Origin of the sequence: Streptomyces sp. NPDC019443 (assembly GCF_044389785.1) — a bacterium.
In the GTDB taxonomy this organism is placed as follows: domain Bacteria; phylum Actinomycetota; class Actinomycetes; order Streptomycetales; family Streptomycetaceae; genus Streptomyces.
On record NZ_JBIRYJ010000001.1, the window covers coordinates 970,665 to 989,921 of the forward strand.

Annotated in this window: 14 protein-coding genes and 3 pseudogenes; 7 read left to right on the forward strand and 10 right to left on the reverse strand. The window is 71.5% G+C overall.

Annotated features, from left to right (window positions below; translation table 11 throughout):
• The first annotated feature begins 49 nt into the window (after positions 1-49).
• The gene (locus ACH492_RS04420; protein ID WP_398982599.1) at positions 50-1,303 is read left to right on the forward strand and encodes a cytochrome P450; all 1,254 of its coding nucleotides are present in this window, start codon (positions 50-52) and stop codon (positions 1,301-1,303) included.
• Between the two features lie 162 nt (positions 1,304-1,465).
• Here the strand turns inward: ACH492_RS04420 and ACH492_RS04425 are convergent.
• The 4 genes and pseudogenes from ACH492_RS04425 to ACH492_RS04440 all read right to left on the reverse strand — a co-directional run.
• Positions 1,466-1,701, reverse strand: a pseudogene (locus tag ACH492_RS04425) (DUF1266 domain-containing protein); the annotation flags it as partial.
• Between the two features lie 665 nt (positions 1,702-2,366).
• Positions 2,367-3,137 carry a DUF427 domain-containing protein gene (locus ACH492_RS04430; protein ID WP_398982601.1) on the reverse strand — a complete coding sequence of 257 codons (771 nt, stop codon included), beginning with the start codon at positions 3,135-3,137 and terminating at the stop codon, positions 2,367-2,369.
• 63 nt (positions 3,138-3,200) lie between these two features.
• The gene (locus ACH492_RS04435; protein ID WP_398982602.1) at positions 3,201-6,134 is read right to left on the reverse strand and encodes an AAA family ATPase; all 2,934 of its coding nucleotides are present in this window, start codon (positions 6,132-6,134) and stop codon (positions 3,201-3,203) included.
• A 193-nt stretch (positions 6,135-6,327) separates the two neighbouring features.
• On the reverse strand, positions 6,328-8,124 hold the full coding sequence (locus ACH492_RS04440) for a S8 family peptidase (RefSeq protein ID WP_398982604.1): 1,797 nt from the start codon (positions 8,122-8,124) through the stop codon (positions 6,328-6,330).
• 528 nt (positions 8,125-8,652) lie between these two features.
• Between ACH492_RS04440 and ACH492_RS04445 the strand changes: the two genes are divergently transcribed.
• Positions 8,653-9,435 carry a VOC family protein gene (locus tag ACH492_RS04445; RefSeq protein WP_398982606.1) on the forward strand — a complete coding sequence of 261 codons (783 nt, stop codon included), beginning with the start codon at positions 8,653-8,655 and terminating at the stop codon, positions 9,433-9,435.
• A 54-nt stretch (positions 9,436-9,489) separates the two neighbouring features.
• Here the strand turns inward: ACH492_RS04445 and ACH492_RS04450 are convergent, their stop codons facing one another.
• The 4 genes from ACH492_RS04450 to ACH492_RS04465 form a co-directional block, all read right to left on the reverse strand.
• Positions 9,490-10,746 (reverse strand): RNA polymerase sigma factor, encoded by a 1,257-nt coding sequence (locus tag ACH492_RS04450; RefSeq protein WP_398983314.1) that lies wholly within the window; start codon positions 10,744-10,746, stop codon positions 9,490-9,492.
• Positions 10,747-10,752: 6 nt separating this feature from the next.
• Complete coding sequence (locus ACH492_RS04455) at positions 10,753-11,154, reverse strand: YciI family protein (RefSeq protein WP_398982608.1); 402 nt, start codon at positions 11,152-11,154, stop codon at positions 10,753-10,755.
• Positions 11,155-11,407: 253 nt separating this feature from the next.
• Positions 11,408-11,854: an SRPBCC family protein gene (locus ACH492_RS04460; protein ID WP_398982610.1), complete on the reverse strand. Its 447-nt coding sequence runs from the start codon at positions 11,852-11,854 to the stop codon at positions 11,408-11,410.
• A gap of 100 nt (positions 11,855-11,954) precedes the next feature.
• Positions 11,955-12,320 carry an SDR family oxidoreductase gene (locus ACH492_RS04465; protein ID WP_398983316.1) on the reverse strand — a complete coding sequence of 122 codons (366 nt, stop codon included), beginning with the start codon at positions 12,318-12,320 and terminating at the stop codon, positions 11,955-11,957.
• An 83-nt stretch (positions 12,321-12,403) separates the two neighbouring features.
• Between ACH492_RS04465 and ACH492_RS04470 the strand changes: the two genes are divergently transcribed.
• Positions 12,404-13,870, forward strand: a complete 1,467-nt coding sequence (locus ACH492_RS04470) for an AlkA N-terminal domain-containing protein (protein WP_398982611.1) — start codon at positions 12,404-12,406, stop codon at positions 13,868-13,870.
• A gap of 500 nt (positions 13,871-14,370) precedes the next feature.
• On the opposite strand, the gene ACH492_RS04475 is transcribed toward ACH492_RS04470, so the two are convergent.
• Complete coding sequence (locus ACH492_RS04475) at positions 14,371-14,793, reverse strand: DUF350 domain-containing protein (RefSeq protein WP_398982613.1); 423 nt, start codon at positions 14,791-14,793, stop codon at positions 14,371-14,373.
• Between the two features lie 179 nt (positions 14,794-14,972).
• Here ACH492_RS04475 and ACH492_RS04480 point away from each other — a divergent pair.
• From ACH492_RS04480 to ACH492_RS04495, 4 genes and pseudogenes are all read left to right on the forward strand, one after another.
• Positions 14,973-15,526, forward strand: a pseudogene (locus tag ACH492_RS04480) (DoxX family protein).
• A 409-nt stretch (positions 15,527-15,935) separates the two neighbouring features.
• Positions 15,936-16,352 (forward strand): aspartate 1-decarboxylase, encoded by a 417-nt coding sequence (panD, locus tag ACH492_RS04485; RefSeq protein WP_398982615.1) that lies wholly within the window; start codon positions 15,936-15,938, stop codon positions 16,350-16,352.
• 69 nt (positions 16,353-16,421) lie between these two features.
• A pseudogene (locus ACH492_RS04490) lies at positions 16,422-16,772 on the forward strand (GNAT family N-acetyltransferase); the annotation flags it as partial.
• A gap of 45 nt (positions 16,773-16,817) precedes the next feature.
• Positions 16,818-17,450, forward strand: coding sequence for an arylsulfatase (locus ACH492_RS04495; RefSeq protein ID WP_398982617.1), 633 nt, complete (start codon positions 16,818-16,820; stop codon positions 17,448-17,450).
• 297 nt (positions 17,451-17,747) lie between these two features.
• On the opposite strand, the gene gndA is transcribed toward ACH492_RS04495, so the two are convergent.
• Positions 17,748-19,190, reverse strand: coding sequence for an NADP-dependent phosphogluconate dehydrogenase (gene gndA, locus ACH492_RS04500; RefSeq protein WP_398982619.1), 1,443 nt, complete (start codon positions 19,188-19,190; stop codon positions 17,748-17,750).
• Positions 19,191-19,257 lie beyond the last annotated feature (67 nt).

Sequence of the window (19,257 nt, forward strand, 5' to 3'; positions counted from 1 at the left end):
CTGACCACCTTGCCGCCGTCTTCACCACCCATCCCGATGGAGGACACTCATGATACCGACCCTGGACCACCCGCTCTTCCAGCTGGACCCTGAGGCCGCCGATCCCCAGGAGGAGGCCACCCGCATGCGAGAGATCGGCCCCGTCGTCCCCATCGCTCTCCCCGGCGGCGTCCCGTGCTGGGCCATCACCAGCGACGCCCTCGGCCGCGACGTGCTCCGCGACACCGCCACCTTCGTCAAGAACATCGCACAATGGGGTGCATGGCAGCGCGGCGAGTTACCCGCCGACTGGCCACTCATCGCCTACGTCAACCTTCCCAACAGCATGTCCACCATCGACGGCGACGGGCACCGGCGCCTGCGCGGCCCCCTCGCCCGCGAATTCACCCCCGCTCGCATGGACCGCCTGCGCCCCCCCACCCAGGAGGTCACCACCGCCCTCCTCGACCAGCTCGCCGAAGCCGCAACCTCCGACCCCAACGGGATAGTGGACTTCAAAGCCGCCTTCGCCCTTCCCCTCCCGATGGCCGTCATGAGCGAGATGTTCGGGCTTCCCACCAGCTGGCACGGCAGACTGCGCGCGCTGTACAGCCTCCTGTTCGACGACCTCGTCGCCTCCCAGCAGGTCCTGGCCGCATCGGAGGGCATACATGCCCTGTTCGCCGAACTCCTCGCCGCCAAGCGCGAGAACCCGGGCGACGACTTCACCAGCGCCCTGGCCATCCAGCCCGACGGCGGGGACCTCAGCGATGTGGAGCTGGTCGGCATCATGCGCACTCTGTTCGGCAGCGGTCACGAAACCACCGTCCATCTGCTCATCAGCAGCGTCCGTGCTCTCCTGGCGCACCCCGACCAACTCGCCCGTCTGCGCACCGATCCCCGCCTGTGGCCCGGCGCCATCGAGGAGACCCTGCGCTGGGACCCACCCGTCAGCAGTGCCCCCTTCCGCTACGCCACCAAGGACACCGAGATCGGCGGCGTCCTCGTCCAGGAGGGCGAACCGGTCCTCATCTCCTACATCGCCATGGGCCGTGACCCCGACCGCTTCGGTCCCGACGCCCACCGATTCGACATCACCCGCACCATGCCCAGCGGCCACACGAGTTTCGGTCACGGCACGCACGTATGCCCCGGTGCTGCCCTGGCCCGCCTGGAAGGCCAGATTGCCCTGCCCGCCCTCTTCGCGCGCTTCCCCGACCTCACCCTCGCCATCCCCGCCGACCAACTCCAACGCCTGCCCTCAGTGGTCCTCAACGGCCACCGCGGCCTGCCAGTGCGCCTGCGCCGGACACCAGGAAGCTGACACGCCCGGCAGGCGGCCCCGGGTGTTGGCGGCGACGTCAAGCGGCCCGTCCAGACGTCGCCGGTCGGCGCGCACCCGGCGGCCGCCCTCCCGCTCAGCGCTGCGCACCGCCGCCGACCAGGAGTACCCGTCGCTCGCCCTCAACTCCCCCGAGAGCTGGGCTCAGCGCCAGGGTATGTTCCGCCACGGGCTGCCCTCGGTCTCCGTCAGGAGACGGTGGGCGATGACGTTCTGCTCGTAGAACGAGCCGTACTCCTCGTCGTCGAAGCGCAGCACCTGCCCAGTGCGTACGCCGCCGAGAAGTCCTCCCACGAGTGGTAGGCCGACTTGCTCAGCGCCCCGGCGTACACAATTGCCTGCTCGGCCTCGTGCGGATTGCACAACCGCGCCGACCTACCAGCGCTTTCAAACACTCGCGGAGGCCCACGCCTCTCAGGTCCAGCTGATCACCGCCGACAACGACTCGGCGCCGATCCCGGGTACAGCCTTCGGCAAGATCGAACTTGACTACGACAATCCGCTCGTTCCGGGCGTAGCCCACCCCGGCCCCGAACACACCCACCGAGCCGAAGACGAGTCCTGACGACGGCGACGGTGGCGCCTAGCCTCATATAACCCATGGTGGAGTCCACCGGCATGGCCCAGGCCAGATCGTCATCGGCGTCGGCCTGGGCCATCAGCGCAGTGAATCGGAAGCTATCCCGAGTCGATGGCATGTCGGCAGGCTACGAGGCGGCACTTGCAGTCGGGCGGCATGGACGCTTCTCCCCGTCCTCTCACGCGGTATGCAAGCAGGGGCCCGGTCGGTAGCACCGGCTCTCTGGGGACCAGCTGGGGACCACACGGTGTGCGCGGTAGCGAACGTGCTGGGTGTTCACGCACGGCTCCCACACAGGATTAATCTGTTATGTCACGATAATCCCTCTCACCCTCACTCCTGGGGGTCAAGGGGTCGCAGGTTCAAATCCTGTCGTCCCGACCGGCGTTTACGCAGGTCGAGGCCGTATCGGAGCCATCCGATACGGCCTCTCCGGTTTCCCGGGACCAGTTGGCCGCGCCGCTCTCACGCGAACAGATCGCTGAAGGGGGAGACCGGGCGCTCCCGCCGCTCGCCGTCGACGATGATGTCGACCGCTTCGTTGTAGAAGGCGATCAGGCCCTTGATCTCGCGGACGGCGGGGAGCGGATCGGGGTAGCTCCAGGCCACGTTCGCCGGGGCGTCGCCGTGGCCCGCCCAGGACCAGTACTCCGTCGCCGTGCCCTTGTACGGGCACTGGGTGCGCAGGCCGGTGGCGGTCAGCAGGCCGAACCGGATGTCCTCGCGAGGGATGTAGTAGCGGGTCGGCAGCTGCGTCTCGAAGAGGAGCACCGGTGCGCGGGTGTCGGCGACGACCGTGCCGTTGATCTCGACCTGGACGTGCCGGCTGCTGGGGATGGCGTCGACTCGCTTGTGCGGGTCACGCGGGTGTACGAAGATCTCCGCCTCCTCCTCGTACCAGTGGTCGAGGACGTCCCGCCCGAACCACTCGAAGGAGATGTACCCGGCGAGCTCGTCGCCGGGGTAGGACCACGCCGCGTTCCTGGTCGCCTCGCCGTCGATCTCCAGATCGTAGAAGACCGTCGATCCCGCGTGGCGTCCGGTTGTGGGCTCCGCGGCCTTCCGCAGCAGATCCGTGCGGACGTCCTGCTCGGGGAAGGCGTAGAGCGGCACGGGGCGGCCGGGCTCCCAGACCAGGATCGGGCGGCGGCTGTCGACGACGGTCACATCGCCCTTCGTCCCGCGGACCCAGCGCTCGCTGGGCTCCCAGATGACGCCCTCGGACTGCGTACCCATCGTTGGCCTCCATATGGTCGTTTCGGACCGATGTGAGATCAATGATCCCTCGGGGCCGGGCGGTCAGCCCGCCGCCGGGCTGTCCGTCGTCTGCGCCGTCGGCCGGTGGCCGGGCCATGCGTTCAGCGCGGTCGCCAACTGTGCGCGCGAACGGACATCCAGCTTCTGGTAGATGCGGGTGAGGCGGGCCTCGACCGTCTTCACACTGAGATACAGCTTCGCCGCCGCCTCCTGGTTGCTGGCCCCCTGGCGGACCAGCAGCGCGAGGCGCAGTTCCGCGTCCGTGAGGGAGGACGGGGCGCCGCCGCGGTCCGGGGCCGGTTCGGTCGTGCGGGACGGCGTCTCCGTCGCCAGCGCCAGCCACGGGGACGCCCCCGCCCGTTCGAAGACCGCGGCCGCGGCCTGCAGCGCGTTCTGCGCGGCCGACCGTCTGCGGCGGCGGCGCTCAACCCGGGCGAGCGCGATCAGCGTCCGGCCGCGATCCAGCGGCAGACCGGCCACGGCGAAGCGCTCGGCCGTCTCCGCCAGCAGCCGCGTCGCCTCCTCGAGCTGCCCGTTCGCCGCCAGATACAGCGCGTACGCCCGGTCGCAGCCGAGCAGCACCGTGGCGCGGCCGAGACGTTCGGCGACCGGCCGCACATCGGCGAGCAGGGCCGCGGCCTCCTCCGGGGCGTCGTTCGCCAGCAGCGCCTCGGCCAGCTCCTCGTGCCAGCGCAGCATGGACGGGTCGACCGTTGACTGGGCGCGTTCGCCGGCCTGCACCCGGCGCAGGGTGTCCAGGGCGTTGGCCACATCACCGGCGACGAGCTGGACCCGGCCGAGTGCGTACAGACTGCGCGAGAGGAAGACATGGTCGCCCTCCTCCTCGGATGCCTGGGCGCTGCGCCGGGCGTAGCTCGCGGCGCGTGCGAAGCTGCCGCCCGCGGTCTCGGCGAGAGCCAGCGCGTACCAGGCGGGCCCCGGCGAGAGGCCGGCTTCCAGGGTCAGGGCGAGCGACCGTCCGGCGTGCGAGAGCGCCGCCGCGCACTGCCCGTGCCTGGCCTCCACCTCCGCGAGCGTACGGAACAGCTCGATGGCGTCCTCGACCGGGCCTCGCCGCTCGACCAGCGGCAGCAGGGCGTTCAACTGGTCGCGGGCGTCGGTGAGCCGGTCGTCGAACAGGGCATGACGGATCGTCAGTATCTGGGCCGCGTTACGGATGCCGAGCGGGCGCTCGACCACTTCGAGTGCCCGCGCCTCGGCGAGGATCCGTTCCGCGTCCGGCGAGCCGAGGACCCGGTCCATGCGCGCCTGTACGGTCAGCGCCCTGGCCGCCGTCTTCCGGTCGCCCACCGAGCCGGCGAGTGCGGCGGATTCGACGGCGGCGGCCCGGGACCGTGCGGGATCGCCGTCGGCCAGCACGTACTTCACCGCCAGCCGGAGCTGGACGGCAGCCCGCAGCGCCGTGTCGCCCTCCGAGTCCTCCATCGCGTGTACGTAGATCTCGTCGAGGTCGGTCAGCCCCTGCCCGGCCGTGTCCAGCACCGCGAGCCGCGCGCGGACCCGGTCGGCCGGTGCGGCGTCGCGGGCGAGGAGATCGGTCGCGGCGCGTATCGCCAGGTCCGCGCGGGCGGCGCGGGCGGCTTCCTGGGCGGCGTCGACGAGCCGGGTGAGGCGCTGCGCGCTGTGCTGCACGGGCGTGGACTCGGCGGCGAGCAGGGCGAGTTCGGCGGCCAGCGCGCTGTTGCCGCGGCGCCGCGCGGTGTCGGCGGCCACGGCGACCTCCGCGGCCAGCATCTCATCGGGAACGTCCGTGGCCAGCGCCCGGTGACGTACGGCCTCGACGGGATCGTCCACGACCCGGGCGAGCGCCGCGTGACCGTCACTGCGCTCCGTCCAGCAGGCGTCGTGCACCAGCGTGGAGGGCAGCACACCGGCGGTGAACGCCACTGTCCCGTCGTCCGTGAGGGAAATCAGATTCGCCCGCTCGGCGGCGGCGAGGTCGGCCTCGGCGGTGCGGCGGCCCGCGCGGCGGATCAGCGACGCCGTCGGGCGCAGCGCCAGGGCGGCCAGCAGGAGCGTGCCGCGGACGGCGGGAGACGCGGCGCCGAGCAGTTGGCGTGCGAGATCGCGGGCGCGCCCGGAGAGGGACAGCGCCTCGGCATGATGCACGGGCGTCCGCGCGTCGGCGAGGGACCGGCCGACGGCGAGCGCGAGCCGCGGATTGCCGCCGCTCGCTTTGTGGATCCGGCCGGCCATCCGGGACGGCAGCCGGTGGTGGATGAGGAGTTCGGCGATCTCGTCGGCGTGCAGCGGCGGCACGAACAGGACATCGGCCTCGGACGGCACCCACAGCGGCTCGGGGCCGGCCGCGTCCGGCTGCGGCTCGCCGGTACGGGGTGTGTCGGGGCCGTACGCCGCCGGTGTCTCGACGGCAACGGCCCGCAGCGCGGAGGGGGCCAGATGCAGAGCGAAACGCAGCAGGTCGGCGCTGTCGGCGTCGATGCGCTGGACGCCGTCGACAACGAGCAGGACGGGACCGCGCGCGGCGAGGGTCCGCAGGATCTGGGCGAGGGCCAGCCGCAGCGCGATCGGGTCCCAGCCGGCCTCGGGGATCGGCGCCTCACGGCACAGCATGGCGACGGCGGTCCGCTGCGGACCGGGCAGCCCTTCGAGAATGTCGAACCCGCCCGGAGCTCCACAACAGCCCGCACCGGCGGGAGTTCCCGGGCCACCGTGGCCCCCCGGCAGGGCCCAGGACACGCTCGCCGACACGGACGCGACCAGGGCCGCGGCGGCAGCGCCGGGTATGTCACGGTCGGTGGGGAGCGTGGCGAGCCAGAGCACCCTCTCGCCGCGGGACTCGGCGCGCGCGGCGACGGCCATTGCGACCTCCGTCTTGCCGACCCCGGCATGGCCGGTGAGCAGGGCGCGCCCACGGGTGTGCAGGACGCTTTCCAGCCGCGCGAGGAGCTCCCCTCGCCCGACCGTCGCGGGGCGGTACGCCGCCGTTGTCACGTGCCCACCACCCCCTTCCGGACACGCCCGGTCCCCCTGCCCTGGGAGCAGAGCATACGAATCCGGCCGCCGCAGTCCAGGCCTTGAGTCCGGCATGCGGACGCACGAGGCCGGACAGGCGGCAGGGCGCGCCCCCGGCAATATGCCGCGGACGCGCCCCTGACCAGCGATTACGCAGTTGTGCGGGGTGCTGTTAGAAGGTGAGGCTCCAGTTGTCGATGTAGCCGGTGTCACCCGATGCCACATCGCGGACCTGGAGCTTCCAGGTGCCGTTGGCGACCTCGCTGGACGCGTCGACGGTGTACGTCGCGAGGACGTTGTCCGCGCTGTCCGAGCCGGAAGAGGCCTTGAGGTTGCGCACCGTCCCGTCCGGGGCGATCAGATCGATGACCAGGTCGCCGCGCCAGGTGTGCTTGATGTCCACGTCGACCTTGAGGGCGGCGGGGGCGTTGCCGGTGCGGCCGGTGACGGCGATCGAGGAGGTCACGGTCGAGAGGTCCGAGATCGTCACGTTCGTCGCGTTGCTGAACGTCGTGCCGCCGGGGGTGCCGGTGACGGCGTTCACGGTCTTCGTGGCGTCGGCGATACCGGCGCCGCAGCCGCCGGTGCAGGTGCCCGGCAGCGGCCTGGCGTTGCTCTTGATCGCGGCCTCGATCTCGGCCGGGGTCAGAGTGCTCTTGGCCGACTTGAGCAGCGCGGCGAGCCCGGCGATGTGCGGGGCGGCCATCGAAGTGCCCTGGTAGGGCTTGTAGTTCTCCGTCGACTGGGTGGTGGCGCCGGAGTTCAGTGTGGAGAGGATGCCGTTCTCGGGGGTGGTGATGGTGCCGGGCGTGTCGGTGGCGCGGCGGGTCTCACCGCCGGGCGCGGCGACGTCGACGATGCTGCCGAAGTTCGAGTAGAACGAACGGTTGCCCTCACGGCTGGTGGACGCCACGTTGATGATGCCCGCGCAGTTGGCGGGCGTGAAGCCGGAAGCGTTCGCGTTGCTGTTGCCGGCAGCGACGACGACGGTGGTGCCGCGCGACACCGCGCCGTTGATGGCGTTCTGGTAGACGCTCGGGCAGGTGGAACTGGCGCCGCCGAGGCTCATGTTGATGACCTTGGCCGGGTTCGGGTTCGCCGGGATGCCCGGGACGGTGCCGCCGGACGCCCAGGTGATGGCGTCGGCGATGTCGGCCGATGAGCCGCCGCACTTGCCGAGCACCCGGACCGGCTGGATCTTCGCGTTGTACGCGATGCCCGCAACGCCCTTGCTGTTGTTTGCCGTTGCCGCGATGGTGCCCGCGACATGCGTGCCGTGCCAGGAGGAGTTGCTCGCCTTGGAACCGGTGCCGCACTCGCCGTCGGTGGCGTTCCAGTCGCCCTCGTCCTTGGCGTCGCTGTCGCGGCCGTTGCCGTCGCGGGCGTCCGCGGAGGTGGAGATGAAGTCGTAGCCGGAGACGACGCCTGCGGCCAGGTCCGTGTGGGCGGCGTAGCCGGTGTCGATGACGGCGACCGTGACGCCGCTGCCGGTGGTCTTGTCCCAGGCGCCGGGCACGTTCATGCCGCCGGTGGCCTCGAACAGGTCCCACTGCTTGGCGTACTCGGTGTCGTTTGGGGTGACCGCCATCGCGTAGGCGCGGATGTCGGGCTCCACGGACGCGACGGAGGGGTCGGCCCGGAAGGCGTCCATGACCTCGGTGAGGTCCTTCTTGGACGCGTCGCCACCCAGGTCGACCAGGGCGGCGCCACCGGCGAGCCGGCGTTCGAACGACAGGCTCTCGCCGGTCTCGGCGCCCTTGGCCGTCGCGTCGCCGGCGGCGGCCTTGTTGGAACTGGCCTCGGCCGCCTTGGACTTGTAGGTGACGATGACCTTCTCGACCGGCGCGGTCGGGAGTGCGGTCATCGACTGCGAAGCCGGAGCGGGCTTCGGCGAGGGGTTCTGCGGGGTGGCGGCGAGTGCCACGGATGACGTGGCGGCGACTGCGGCGATCGTGGCGCTCGCGGCCACGACGGATATGAGTCTCCGTCTGGAACCGTTCAAGGTGTTCCCTTTCCACTGACGGTGCGGAGCGCAGGCGGCGGCGCGGGAACCGCGGTTCGCTGTGGGGGTGCGATCCGCGGTTCCCTGGGTTGGGTCGCCCGCGCGCCGCCGCCGGCGCGACGGCCCCTGGTCAAGGGCCGTCACCGAGGGAACCCATGATTTACATGCACCTGACATTAAAGAGTCAGAGGATGGGATCCGCCGGTGCGGCAGACAGTAGGGAACGCCGAGATGAACCCGATACGGGGAAAACCCTTGTCGCCCCCGTGCGGGCTCCCGGTAGGGGCCGGGGTGCGCGAGCCGCGGGAGGCGGCGCGGGGCCGGGGAGCTGACGGACCGTCGGGCCAATTGGGTTGAAACGGGCGCACTTGGTGCGCTCTCGTGTGCGGCAGGGTGTCGCGGCGCGCGGAACGGCGGATGTCAGTGGGGGCTGGCATGCTGAAGGCGACTGACCACATCCGTCATCCACCGCGCACTCGCGGGAGGAGAATTGCGATGCTGACCACCACATACGTCCCGGGCGCGCCGAACTGGCTCGACCTCGGAAGCCCCGACCTGGACGCGGCCGCAGCCTTCTACGGGGACCTGTTCGGCTGGGAACTGCGGACCATGGGACCGGAGGCCGGGGGGTACGGCTTCTTCCAGGTGGAGGGGAAGACCGTCGCCGCGATCGGCCCGCTCACCGAGGAGGGCGCGACCTCCGCGTGGACGCCGTACTTCCTGACCGCCGACGCCGACGCCACCACCAAGGCCGTCGAGCAGGCCGGCGGCACGGTCCGCCTCCAGCCGATGGACGTCTTCACCGAAGGCCGGATGGCGGCGTACACCGACCCGACCGGTGCCGAATTCGCCGTCTGGCAGTCCGGCGACACCAAGGGCCTGGGCGCGGTCACCGATGTGAATACGCTGAGCTGGGTCGAGCTGTACACCACGGACGCGGCCGCCGCGAAGGACTTCTACCGCTCCGTGTTCTCGTGGGGCTTCCAGGACATGCCGTTCGCCGGCATCACCTACTCCGTCGTCTCCCCGTCGGGCGGCGGCCAAGACGCCATGCACGGCGGCATCATGCAGCTCCCGCAGGAGAACCTGGACGCGGGCTCCCGCTCGGAGTGGCATCCGTACTTCGAAGCGGCCGACGTCGACGCCACCTTCGCCAAGGCCACCGAGCGCGGTGCCACCACGCTCATCCCGCCGATGGACGCGGAGGGCGTGGGCCGCATTGCGATGTTCCTGGACCCCTTCGGCGCACCCCTGGCCATCGTGCACAGCGCCCGCTGACTGGCCGGCCGCGCCCGCTGACGGGCCGGTCCGGCGGCGCCGCCGTCCTGCGGCTCACTCGCCGGGCGTGCCCAGCCGGGCGGCCCGCAGTGTGAGGTAGTGCCGCTCGGGGAGGCTCGTCGTACGGCTCGCGGCAACACGGTAGTTCTCCGCGGCGGCCTCCCGGTCACCGGCCATGTCGAGGAGATGGGCGCGTACGACATACAGCCGGTGGTGCCCCGCCAGCCGGCCGTCGCTCTGAAGCTCCTCAAGGATCCGCAGGCCGGCCGCGGGTCCCTGGACCATCGCGGCGGCGACGGCGCGGTTGAGGGAGACGACGGGGCTGGCGGAGAGGCGCTCGAGTACGCCGTACAGCGCGAGGATCTGCGGCCAGTCGGTCTCCTCGACCGTCTTCGCCTCGTCGTGGCAGGCGGCCACCGCCGCCTGCACCTGGTACGGGCCGAGTGGACCCCTGGGCAGCGCTTCGGTGAGGAGCGCGACGCCCTCGGCGATCGCTTCGGCGTCCCACAGGCTGCGGTCCTGCTCGGCGAGGGGGATCAGCTCACCGCCCGGGCCGGACCGCGCCCCGCTCCGGGCGTGGTTGAGCAGCATCAGCGCCAGCAGCCCGGCGACCTCACTGTCCTTGGGCAGCTGCGCGTGCAGCGCCCTGGCCAGCCGGATCGCCTCCCGGGACAGCTCGACACGCTGCAACTGCGGGCCGGAACTGCTCGTGTGCCCCTCGTTGAAGATGAGATAGAGGACGTGCAGCACGGCGGCGAGGCGGCGCGGCCAGTCCTCTTCGCCCGGCATCCGGAAGGGCACTCCCGAGGACTTGATGCGCTGCTTGGCCCGGCTGATCCGCTGCGCCATCGTGGCGTCCGGCACCATGAAGGCGCTGGCGATCTCGGTCGTGCTGAGCCCGCCGACCGACCGCAGCGTGAGCGCGATCGCCGCACTCGGCGTCAGAGCCGGATGGCAGCACAGGAACAGCAGAGTCAGGGTGTCGTCCTGCTCCACCACGTCATCACTGTCCGCCGACGGCGCCGACTGCCGGTCGGCCGGCTCGCGCCGTGCCGCGAGATCCTCGCGGCGCCGCCGAGCCTGCTGGCTGCGCACCTGCTCGGTCATCCGCCGGCTCGCGACCTGGATCAGCCAGCCCCGCGGATTTTGCGGCAGCCCTTCCTCCGGCCACTGCGTCGCCGCCGCCAGCAGCGCCTCCTGCACCGCGTCCTCGGCGGCGTCGAAGTCCCTGAAGCGCCGGGTGAGCACGCCCACGACCCGCGGCGCGAGTTCGCGCAGCAGGTCGGCGGCGGTCTGCCCGGGTCCGGCCAGTGCTCGCTACTCCTCAGTCGGCGCCGACATCACCTGGCGTACCTCGATCGGCATGTTCAGCGGGGCTCCGCCGGGGCCGGGAGCCGCCGACACGGATGCCGCGAGCTCGATCGCCCGCTCGGGGCTGTCACAGTCGACGATCCAGTACCCGGCGAGAAACTCCTTGGTCTCAGGGTAGGGGCCCTCGGTGATCACCGGGGCGGCTGATTCGGCTCCGGCCCGCACGATCTTGGCGGTCTCCGGACCGGCCAGACCCTGGGCGTCCACCAACTCCCCGTTGTCCACGAGCTTCTTGTTCGTGTCCAGCATGAACGCGATGTGCGCCTGGATCTCCTCGGGGGTCCAGGTGTCGATCCTCGGGAAGTCCGCGGTCCGCTCGCTGAACTGCATCAGCAGCATGTACTTCATGGTCTGCTCCTTCGTCCTCTGTCGCGCCCTCACCGGCGCTCTCACGAGTAGGTAGAAGCAGGCGCCGCGATTTCGACATCCTGCGCCAAGATTTTTTTCTGCTCCGGTCACGCGAAGCGCTCGGCGAGCCAGAGCGGGTGCGGGTGCAGCCAGAGCGGGTGCGGGTGCAGCCAGAGCGGGTGCGGGTGCCGTGCGGGTGCGGAGGATGCTTCGGCCCCACGAACCGTAGGGTTCACAGCTGCCGCGGGTCCGCTCAGGACGCCTCGACGGCCGCCTTGATCCGCCGGCCGAACGCGTCGGCGTCCTTGCGTGCCGCGCTCAGGGCGAGGCCCACGAGCAGCTTGCCGATGCCATGGCCTTCGAGCCTGTTGAAGATGCGGACGCGGGTCTTGCCGTCGGGGGTCGACTCCAGGTCGTATCCGCCCTCGTCGGCCGTCACGAGGTTCTTCGAGATCTCCGTCCAGCGGATCTTGGTGGGCGGCACGAACTCGCTGATCCGGAACTGCCGCTTGCTCTTCATCCCGGCGTCCTTGACCGTGCTCTCGAAGACGGTGCCCACCGCGGTCGGGCCCTCCGGCGACTTCGCGATCTCCTGCACCCTGGGGCTGAACTTGGGATCGTTCGTTCCGTCGGCGAGGAAGGCGAAGACCTCCTTGATGGGGCGGTCGATCTCGACCGTTGCCTCGAACTGACCGGCCATGACTCCTCCAGTGATCGCTCGCGCCCGGGGGCGGCGTGCGGGCATCATCCCAGACATGTCAGGAGAGTCCGGGCAGACGCGCGAACTGGTCAGGGTCGTCCTAGCGGCCCAGCGCCGCGCCGCCGTTGATGTGCAGGATCTGGCCCGTCAGATACGCCGCCTCGGGCGACGCGACATGCCGCACCGACGCAGCGATCTCCGCGGGGAGGCCGGGCTTGCCCGTCAGGGACTGGGCCACCCGCGAGGCTATGAACTCCGGGGTGGTCCGGTCGCCGAAGAACTCGGTGTCGGCCACGAATCCGGGCGCGACGGCGTTGACCGTGATGCCCTCCGGGCCGAGCTTCTGGGCCAGGTCGAAGGTGTACGTATTGACCGCGGCCTTCGATCCGCCGTACGAACCCGGGCCCCGCAGTGCCGCGATCGACGGCAGATGGATGATCCGGCCGCCGGGCCGCCGGTCACTCAGGAATGCCGGGTGACTTTCCCAGGTCGAACGTCACGTCCGATTTCCGCCAGCCGAGCGCCCGGCGCGGTGTCCATACTGGCCGTATGACGATCGAGGACAGCAGGTACGAGGCGGTGAGCAGCAGGGACGCCCGGTTCGACGGCGTGTTCTTCTTTGCCGTGTCCACCACGGGGATCTACTGCCGTCCGAGCTGTCCCGCGATCACACCCAAGCGCCGGAACGTGTCGTTCTACCGGACGGCCGCGGCGGCCCAGGGCGCCGGCTACCGGGCCTGCCGCCGCTGCCGCCCCGACGCCGTGCCCGGCTCCGCCGAGTGGAACGCCCGCGCCGACGTCGTCGGCCGCGCCATGCGGCTGATCGGCGACGGCATCGTGGACCGCGAGGGTGTCGCGGGCCTCGCCAGCCGCCTGGGCTACAGCGCCCGCCAGGTGCAGCGCCAGCTGAACGCGGAACTCGGCGCGGGCCCCATCGCCCTGGCCCGGGCCCAGCGCGGCCACACCGCGCGTGTGCTGCTGCAGACGACCACCATGCAGGCGGCGGAGATCGCGTTCGCGGCAGGGTTCGCGAGCGTACGGCAGTTCAACGACACCATCCGGGAGATCTACGCGGCCACCCCCAGCGAACTCCGCTCCGCCCGGCCCGGCCGCAGCTCACGCTTCGGCCCGGTCGCTCCCGAGAACGGTGCCGCTGCCGGAGTGCCGCTGCGACTCGCGCACCGCGGTCCCTACGCCGCCGTTGAGGTCTTCGACTACCTGGGCCGCCGCGCCGTCACCGGAATCGAGGAACTCGTCGGCGAGCGCGGCTCCCGCGTCTACCGGCGCACCCTGCGGCTGCCCGGCGGGCCCGGCGTCGCCGAAGTCGGCGAACAGCCGGGCCCGGGAGGCTGGTTGGAATGCCGGCTGCACCTCGCGGACCTGCGCGACCTGACGACGGCCACGCAGCGCATGCGCCGCCTGTTCGACCTGGACGCCGACCCGTGCGCCGTCGCCGAACGCCTGGGCACGGACCCGGCGCTCGCCCCGCTGGTCGCCGCACGCCCAGGCCTGCGTGCCCCCGGCACGGCCGACCCGCACGAACTCGCCGTACGGGCAGTACTGGGTGAGGGGGTCTCGGTGGCGGCGGGTCGGCGACTCGGTGACGCGCTGGTGGCTGCGTACGGAGAGCGGTTGTGCGAGCCGAGCGGCGGGCTCACGCATCTGTTCCCGCGCGTGGACGAGCTTGCGGCGGCCGCGCTGAGCGAACTCGACATGCCCGACGCGCGGCGCGCCACGCTGCGTACGCTGACGGCCGCGCTCACGGAGGGCGCGGTGGCCCTGGACCCGGGCGCCGACCGGGACGAGACCGAGCGGCAGTTGCTCGCTCTGCCAGGCATCGGCCCCTGGACGGCGGGCTACATCCGGATGCGCGCTCTCGGCGACCCGGATGTACTGCTGACTGGGGACGCGGCGGTCCAGGCGGGGATGCGGCGCGCCGGGGCGGAGGCGGAGGATGCGGAGGGGTGGCGGCCCTGGAGTTCGTACGCGATGCACCACTTCTGGATCACGCCGTGACATGAGGGCATATCGGTCTACGGCGTGCGGAAGCTCACCCACTCGCCCGGCTCTGGGACGGGAAGCCCCATCAGTCGCGCTCGCTCACGGTCTTGCGGCAGATGACTGAAGACCACGTTCGGCTCCCGCCCCCCGGTGCCGCGCAGTCGGAAACGGCCCACCACCAGCCGACGGCCGTAGGGCGACCGTAGCTGGCCCGTCCCCGTCAACCGGCCCTGGCCGGCGCGGAGTTCGGGGCCTTCGTCTCCGATCCGCCGCTCAGTCCTGCACCAGATCCAGGACCGGCGCGAATGGCCCGCGGCGCGGGCGCCGTCGGCCAACGCACGCAGCCAGGCTTTGAGTTCGGCATCTGCGTCCCGCGGACCGCCGATGCCATGCAACGAACACCAGACGCGGCTTCATGGTTCCGCCCTAAAGCCCCCGCCCGGGGGCTCCGGGCGAGCTCCGAGAATATCAACTGCCCTGCTGGTCGCTGTGCGTGTCTGCGTTGTTGGCCGACCTCAGGCGATGGACGCCGAGACGATGGCCGAGACCGCCAGGTTGCAGGACGCGGTCACCCACACCGCCGGATGCGGCTCCGGCTCGACCAGCGTCGCGCCCAGCTTGCCCGGCGTGACCAGGTCCACCACCAGGAATGCCACCCCCATCATCACCAGGCCCAGCAGACCGAACGCGGCGGTGGAGGCGAGGCCCTTGCCGAAGTTGTCGTACGTCGTCCAGATCGAGGTGAAGACGATGCCGCCGATGCCCAGGAGCGCGGAGCTCAGCAGCAGCGCGGCATTGCGGTTGCGGTCCTCCCATATCTGCCGGCCCAGCTTTCCGGGCGTCAGCAGGTCGACCAGGACCATGCCGAGGATCAGGAGGACCACACCGAGGGCGCCGTACGTGCTCGCGCGGCCAAGTCCGTAGAGGATGTCGCTCATTGAGGGGACGGTCTCCGTGTCCATAAGTTGATGCTGGTCAAGGGCGTGCAAAATCTACCGCACGGTTCCGGCCAGTGGATCACCTGGTCCGTGTCACCCGTATGACGCGGCAGCGCAGCGGACGGCGGCCGGACTCGTACGAGAGTGGATCCCGTACGCCCCACCTGACCGCGTCAGCACTGACCTGCCTCGACCGACGCGACTTCGGCCTGCTCGTCCTGCGGGTCGGCACCGGCGCGGTCCTCGCGGCGCACGGTTCACAGAAACTGTTCGGCTGGTTCGGCGGCGGCGGTCTTGATGCGACCGCGCAGGCCATGGAAGGGAAGCCATGGGATTCCGCCCGGGCCGGCCGAGCGCCGTCGCCGCCGGGCTCGGCGAGGCGGGCGGCGGGGCGCTGCTCGCACTGGGTCTGGCAACCCCCGGGGCCGCTTCCGCCGCCGCGGGCGCGATGGCCGGGGCGGTGTCGGTGCACGCGCCCGCCGGGTTTTTCAACCAGGCCGGCGGCTTCGAGTACCCGGCCTCCCTCGGCTTCACGGCGGCCGCTGTCGGCATCGCCGGGCCCGGCCGCTACTCCCTCGATCACGCGACGAGGCACCGCTTCGACCAGCCGTGGGTGGTGGCCGTCGCCTTCCTCGGCAGTGCGCTCGCCGCGGCCGCGGTGCTCGGCAAGCGGGCCAAGAGGCAGTCCGCTACGCAGTCCGGCGAGGCCCGCGCGGACGCCGCCGGAGAGTAGCCCGTCCTCGCCGGCGGCGGCCCCCTGGCCCGCACGGGCCGGCACATGGCGCCGGCGCGCACCCAGTACGCATTCTTGGCACCAGCACGTTCCGTCTCACCCGCCCCCGGTACATGGCCCGGATCGCCGAGCACCAGCGCTCGGATCAGCGCCCTGAACGCCTCGCCTGCACGCTCGGCCGGGCAGCTGGGAGCGGTTGCGTAGGCTGGTGGGGTCCACGTGGGACGGGGCGGAAGGTTGCAGGCAACGCCTCCGCACTCAGCCGACGTGGTGTCGGGCAAGGGCGGCAATGGGTCAGCACGACCTGAAACACTGCTGAGTCTGCCCGAGGATGCAACAGACAGTTGGGTATGGAAACCGCCCCTGACCTGCAGCCGCAGGCAGGGAGCCAAGATCCGGGAGTGCCGCCGTGCTGCGTACCATGTTCAAGTCCAAGATCCACCGGGCCACCGTGACCCAGGCCGACCTGCACTACGTCGGATCCGTCACCGTCGACGCCGCTCTGCTGGAAGCCGCCGATCTGCTCCCTGGTGAGCTGGTCCACATCGTGGACATCACCAACGGCGCCCGGCTGGAGACGTACGTCATCGAGGGCGAGCGCGGCTCGGGAGTCATCGGCATCAACGGCGCGGCCGCTCACCTTGTGCACCCCGGCGATCTGGTGATCCTGATCAGCTACGCCCAGGTCGACGACGCCGAGGCGCGCACCCTGGTGCCCAGCGTCGTCCATGTCGACGCGGAGAACCGGATCGTCGCCCTCGGCTCGGACGCCTCCGCGCCGGTGCCCGGCAGCCGTACGGACCGCAGCCCGCACGCCGTCGTCTGACCCACGCCGTCGTCCGACCGCACGCCGCCGTGTGACCGTTCCCGGCGTCCTGCCCGCCCGAAGGAGACAGCCGCCATGGCAGAACCCGACATCCGCGACAACCGCCAGAGGGGGCTCCTGGAGGCGTACGAGGACGGTCAAGTCACCGGCCACATCGCCTACTTCACCCTCGATGCCACGCCGGCCGCCCTGGTCGCCGTGCACACCGTGGTGGAACCGGAGCACGAGGGCAAGGGCATCGCGAGCGCGCTGGTGCGCGAGTTCTACGCGATGGGGGCGCGCGAGGGTGTGCCCGTCGTGCCACTGTGCCCGTACGCGGCCAAGTGGGCCCACAGCCACCCCGACGAGGCCCCCAAGCCGCCGGCCGAGCTGGTGCGCACGGCGGAGGAGCAGCTGAAGGACCAGCCGCAGCTCTGGTGACCGGGCGGACGGCGCTACTGCCGGCCACGCTCTAGCATTCGGTCCATGCTGGCGCTGCTGCACACCTCCCCGGTCCACGTCCCGGTCTTCGACGCCCTTCGGGACGCGGACCATCCGGGTCTCGCGCTGCGTCATCTCGTTGACGAGGATCTCCTCGCCCGGGCCCGGGAGGAGAGCCCCGAGGCGGTCGCGCCGGCCGTCGCCGCCGTGCTCGCCGGGGCCGTCGCCGAGGGTGCGGCCGCCGTCCTCGTCACCTGCTCCACGATCGGCGGCGTCGCCGAGGCGTGCGCCGCGGACCTCGGCGTTGTGGTGCTGCGGGTCGACCGCCCGATGGCAGCCGCGGCCGCCGCGGCGGACCGGATCGTGGTGGTCGCCGCCCTGCGCAGCACCCTGGAGCCGACAGTCGCGCTGATCCGCGAAGAGGCCGCGGGCCGCGCGGTCGACGTCCGCACGCTGCTCGTCGCAGACGCCTGGGAGCGCATCGAGGCGGGCGACCGCGACGGCTATCTGGACGCCGTGGCCGCCGCGGTCGACGGGGTACCCGCCACGGATGTCATCGTGCTGGCCCAGGTGTCGATGGCGGACGCGGCAGACCGTACGACGACTGCGGTCCCCGTCCTGTCCAGCCCGCGGTCCGGGCTGCGGGCCGCCGCCCTGGCCACCAGGTGCGGATCATGATGACTGGACCCGGCGCGCGTGGGCACGCGCACCGGGAGACATTGGGAACGCACGACTTTGAACCGTTGGAGGTCTGGCATGACCCACCCACCTGTCCCGCCTTCGCCGATCCCGTCGCCGGGGCCGCCCGGACCTGATCCCGGACCGCTGCCGGGCCCGGGGCCGGTGCCAGGGCCGCCGCCGGGACCCGCGCCCGACCCCATTCCGCAGCCGCCGGGCCCCGGCCCCGAACCCGTACCGCCGCCGGAGCCCGAACCCCAGCCTGGTCCGGCGAGCTGAATCGGCCCGCAGGGCTGATCAGTCGGTGCGCACCTCCGAGCGGTCGCCGCCCCACAGGGTGTGGAACGAACCCTCGCGGTCGGTCCGCCGGTAGGTGTGCGCACCGAAGAAGTCACGCTGGCCCTGGGTGAGCGCCGCGGGCAGCCGCTCGGCGCGCAGGGCGTCGTAGTACGAGAGGGCCGCCGAGAAGCCCGGCGTCGGGACGCCGTGGCGGGCGGCCGCAGAGACCACCTCGCGCCAGTCGTCCTGCGCCGCGCCGATCTCCTCCGCGAACTGCTTGTCCGACAGCAGACTCGGCAGGTCGTGCCGGGTGTCGTACGCCTCGCGAATGCGGTCGAGGAACGCCGCCCTGATGATGCAGCCGGCCCGCCAGATCGCGGCCACCGAACCGAGGTCGATGTCCCAGTCGTAGGCGTCGCTGCCCGCCTGGATCTGGTGGAAGCCCTGCGTGTACGACACGATCTTGGACGCGTACAGCGCCTGCTCGACCTGGTCGGCGAAGCGCGCGGCATCGGCCTCGCCCAGCGGCCGGGCCGTCGGCCCGGGCAGGGAGCGTGAGGCCTCGCGCAGGTCCGCGTGCCCGGAGAGCGAGCGGGCGAAGACCGCCTCGGCGATGCCGGAGACCGGCACCCCCAGATCGAGGGCGATCTGCACCGTCCAGCGGCCAGTGCCCTTCTGCTCCGCCTGGTCGGTGACGATGTCGACGAAGGGCTTTCCGGTCGCCGCGTCCGTGTGCGCCAGCACCTCGGCCGTGATCTCGATCAGATACGAGTCGAGCCGCCCGGTGTTCCAGGTGCGGAAGGTCTCGGCGATCTGCGCGGGGGAGTAGCCCGCGACCGCGCGCAGCAGGTGGTACGCCTCGGCGATCAGCTGCATATCGGCGTACTCGATGCCGTTGTGCACCATCTTCACGAAGTGGCCCGCGCCGTCCGGGCCGATGTGCGCGACGGTCGGGGTGCCGTCGGGAGCCTTCGCGGCGATCTTCTCGAGCAGCGGGCCGAGCGAGGCGTACGACTCGGCCGAGCCGCCCGGCATGATGCTCGGCCCGTGCAGCGCACCCTCCTCGCCGCCCGAGATACCTGTGCCCACGAAGTGGATGCCGCGCTCCCGCAGTTCCTTCTCGCGGCGCCGGGTGTCGGCGAAGTGGGCGTTGCCGCCGTCGATGATGACGTCGCCCTCCTCCAGCAGCGGCGCGAACTCCTGGATCACGGCGTCCGTCGGATCGCCCGCCTTGACCATGATCACCAGGCGGCGGGGGCGCTCCAGGGCCGCGACGAACTCCTCGGCCGACTCGGCGGCCACGAACGTGCCCTCGGCGCCGAACTCCTCGACCAGCTCGCGCGTCCTGGCCGCCGTGCGGTTGTGCACGGCGATCGTGAAGCCGTTGCGCGCGAAGTTACGGGCGAGATTGCGGCCCATCACCGCGAGCCCCGTGACGCCGATCTGGGCTGTTCCACTCATCAGTGTGCTCCTGGATGTCCGTCGGAAAATCCATGTCCCGCCCCTACGCATACGTACAGGCGGAGCC

Excerpts from the sequence above, each read along its gene's own strand:
- ACH492_RS04420 (WP_398982599.1), top strand. The coding sequence starts at position 50 with ATGATACCGACCCTGGACCACCCGCTCTTCCAGCTGGACCCTGAGGCC.
- ACH492_RS04430 (WP_398982601.1), bottom strand. The coding sequence starts at position 3,137 with ATGGGTACGCAGTCCGAGGGCGTCATCTGGGAGCCCAGCGAGCGCTGG.
- ACH492_RS04445 (WP_398982606.1), top strand. The coding sequence starts at position 8,653 with ATGCTGACCACCACATACGTCCCGGGCGCGCCGAACTGGCTCGACCTC.
- ACH492_RS04455 (WP_398982608.1), bottom strand. The coding sequence starts at position 11,154 with ATGAAGTACATGCTGCTGATGCAGTTCAGCGAGCGGACCGCGGACTTC.
- ACH492_RS04460 (WP_398982610.1), bottom strand. The coding sequence starts at position 11,854 with ATGGCCGGTCAGTTCGAGGCAACGGTCGAGATCGACCGCCCCATCAAG.
- ACH492_RS04470 (WP_398982611.1), top strand. The coding sequence starts at position 12,404 with ATGACGATCGAGGACAGCAGGTACGAGGCGGTGAGCAGCAGGGACGCC.
- ACH492_RS04475 (WP_398982613.1), bottom strand. The coding sequence starts at position 14,793 with ATGAGCGACATCCTCTACGGACTTGGCCGCGCGAGCACGTACGGCGCC.
- ACH492_RS04495 (WP_398982617.1), top strand. The coding sequence starts at position 16,818 with ATGCTGGCGCTGCTGCACACCTCCCCGGTCCACGTCCCGGTCTTCGAC.
- gndA (WP_398982619.1), bottom strand. The coding sequence starts at position 19,190 with ATGAGTGGAACAGCCCAGATCGGCGTCACGGGGCTCGCGGTGATGGGC.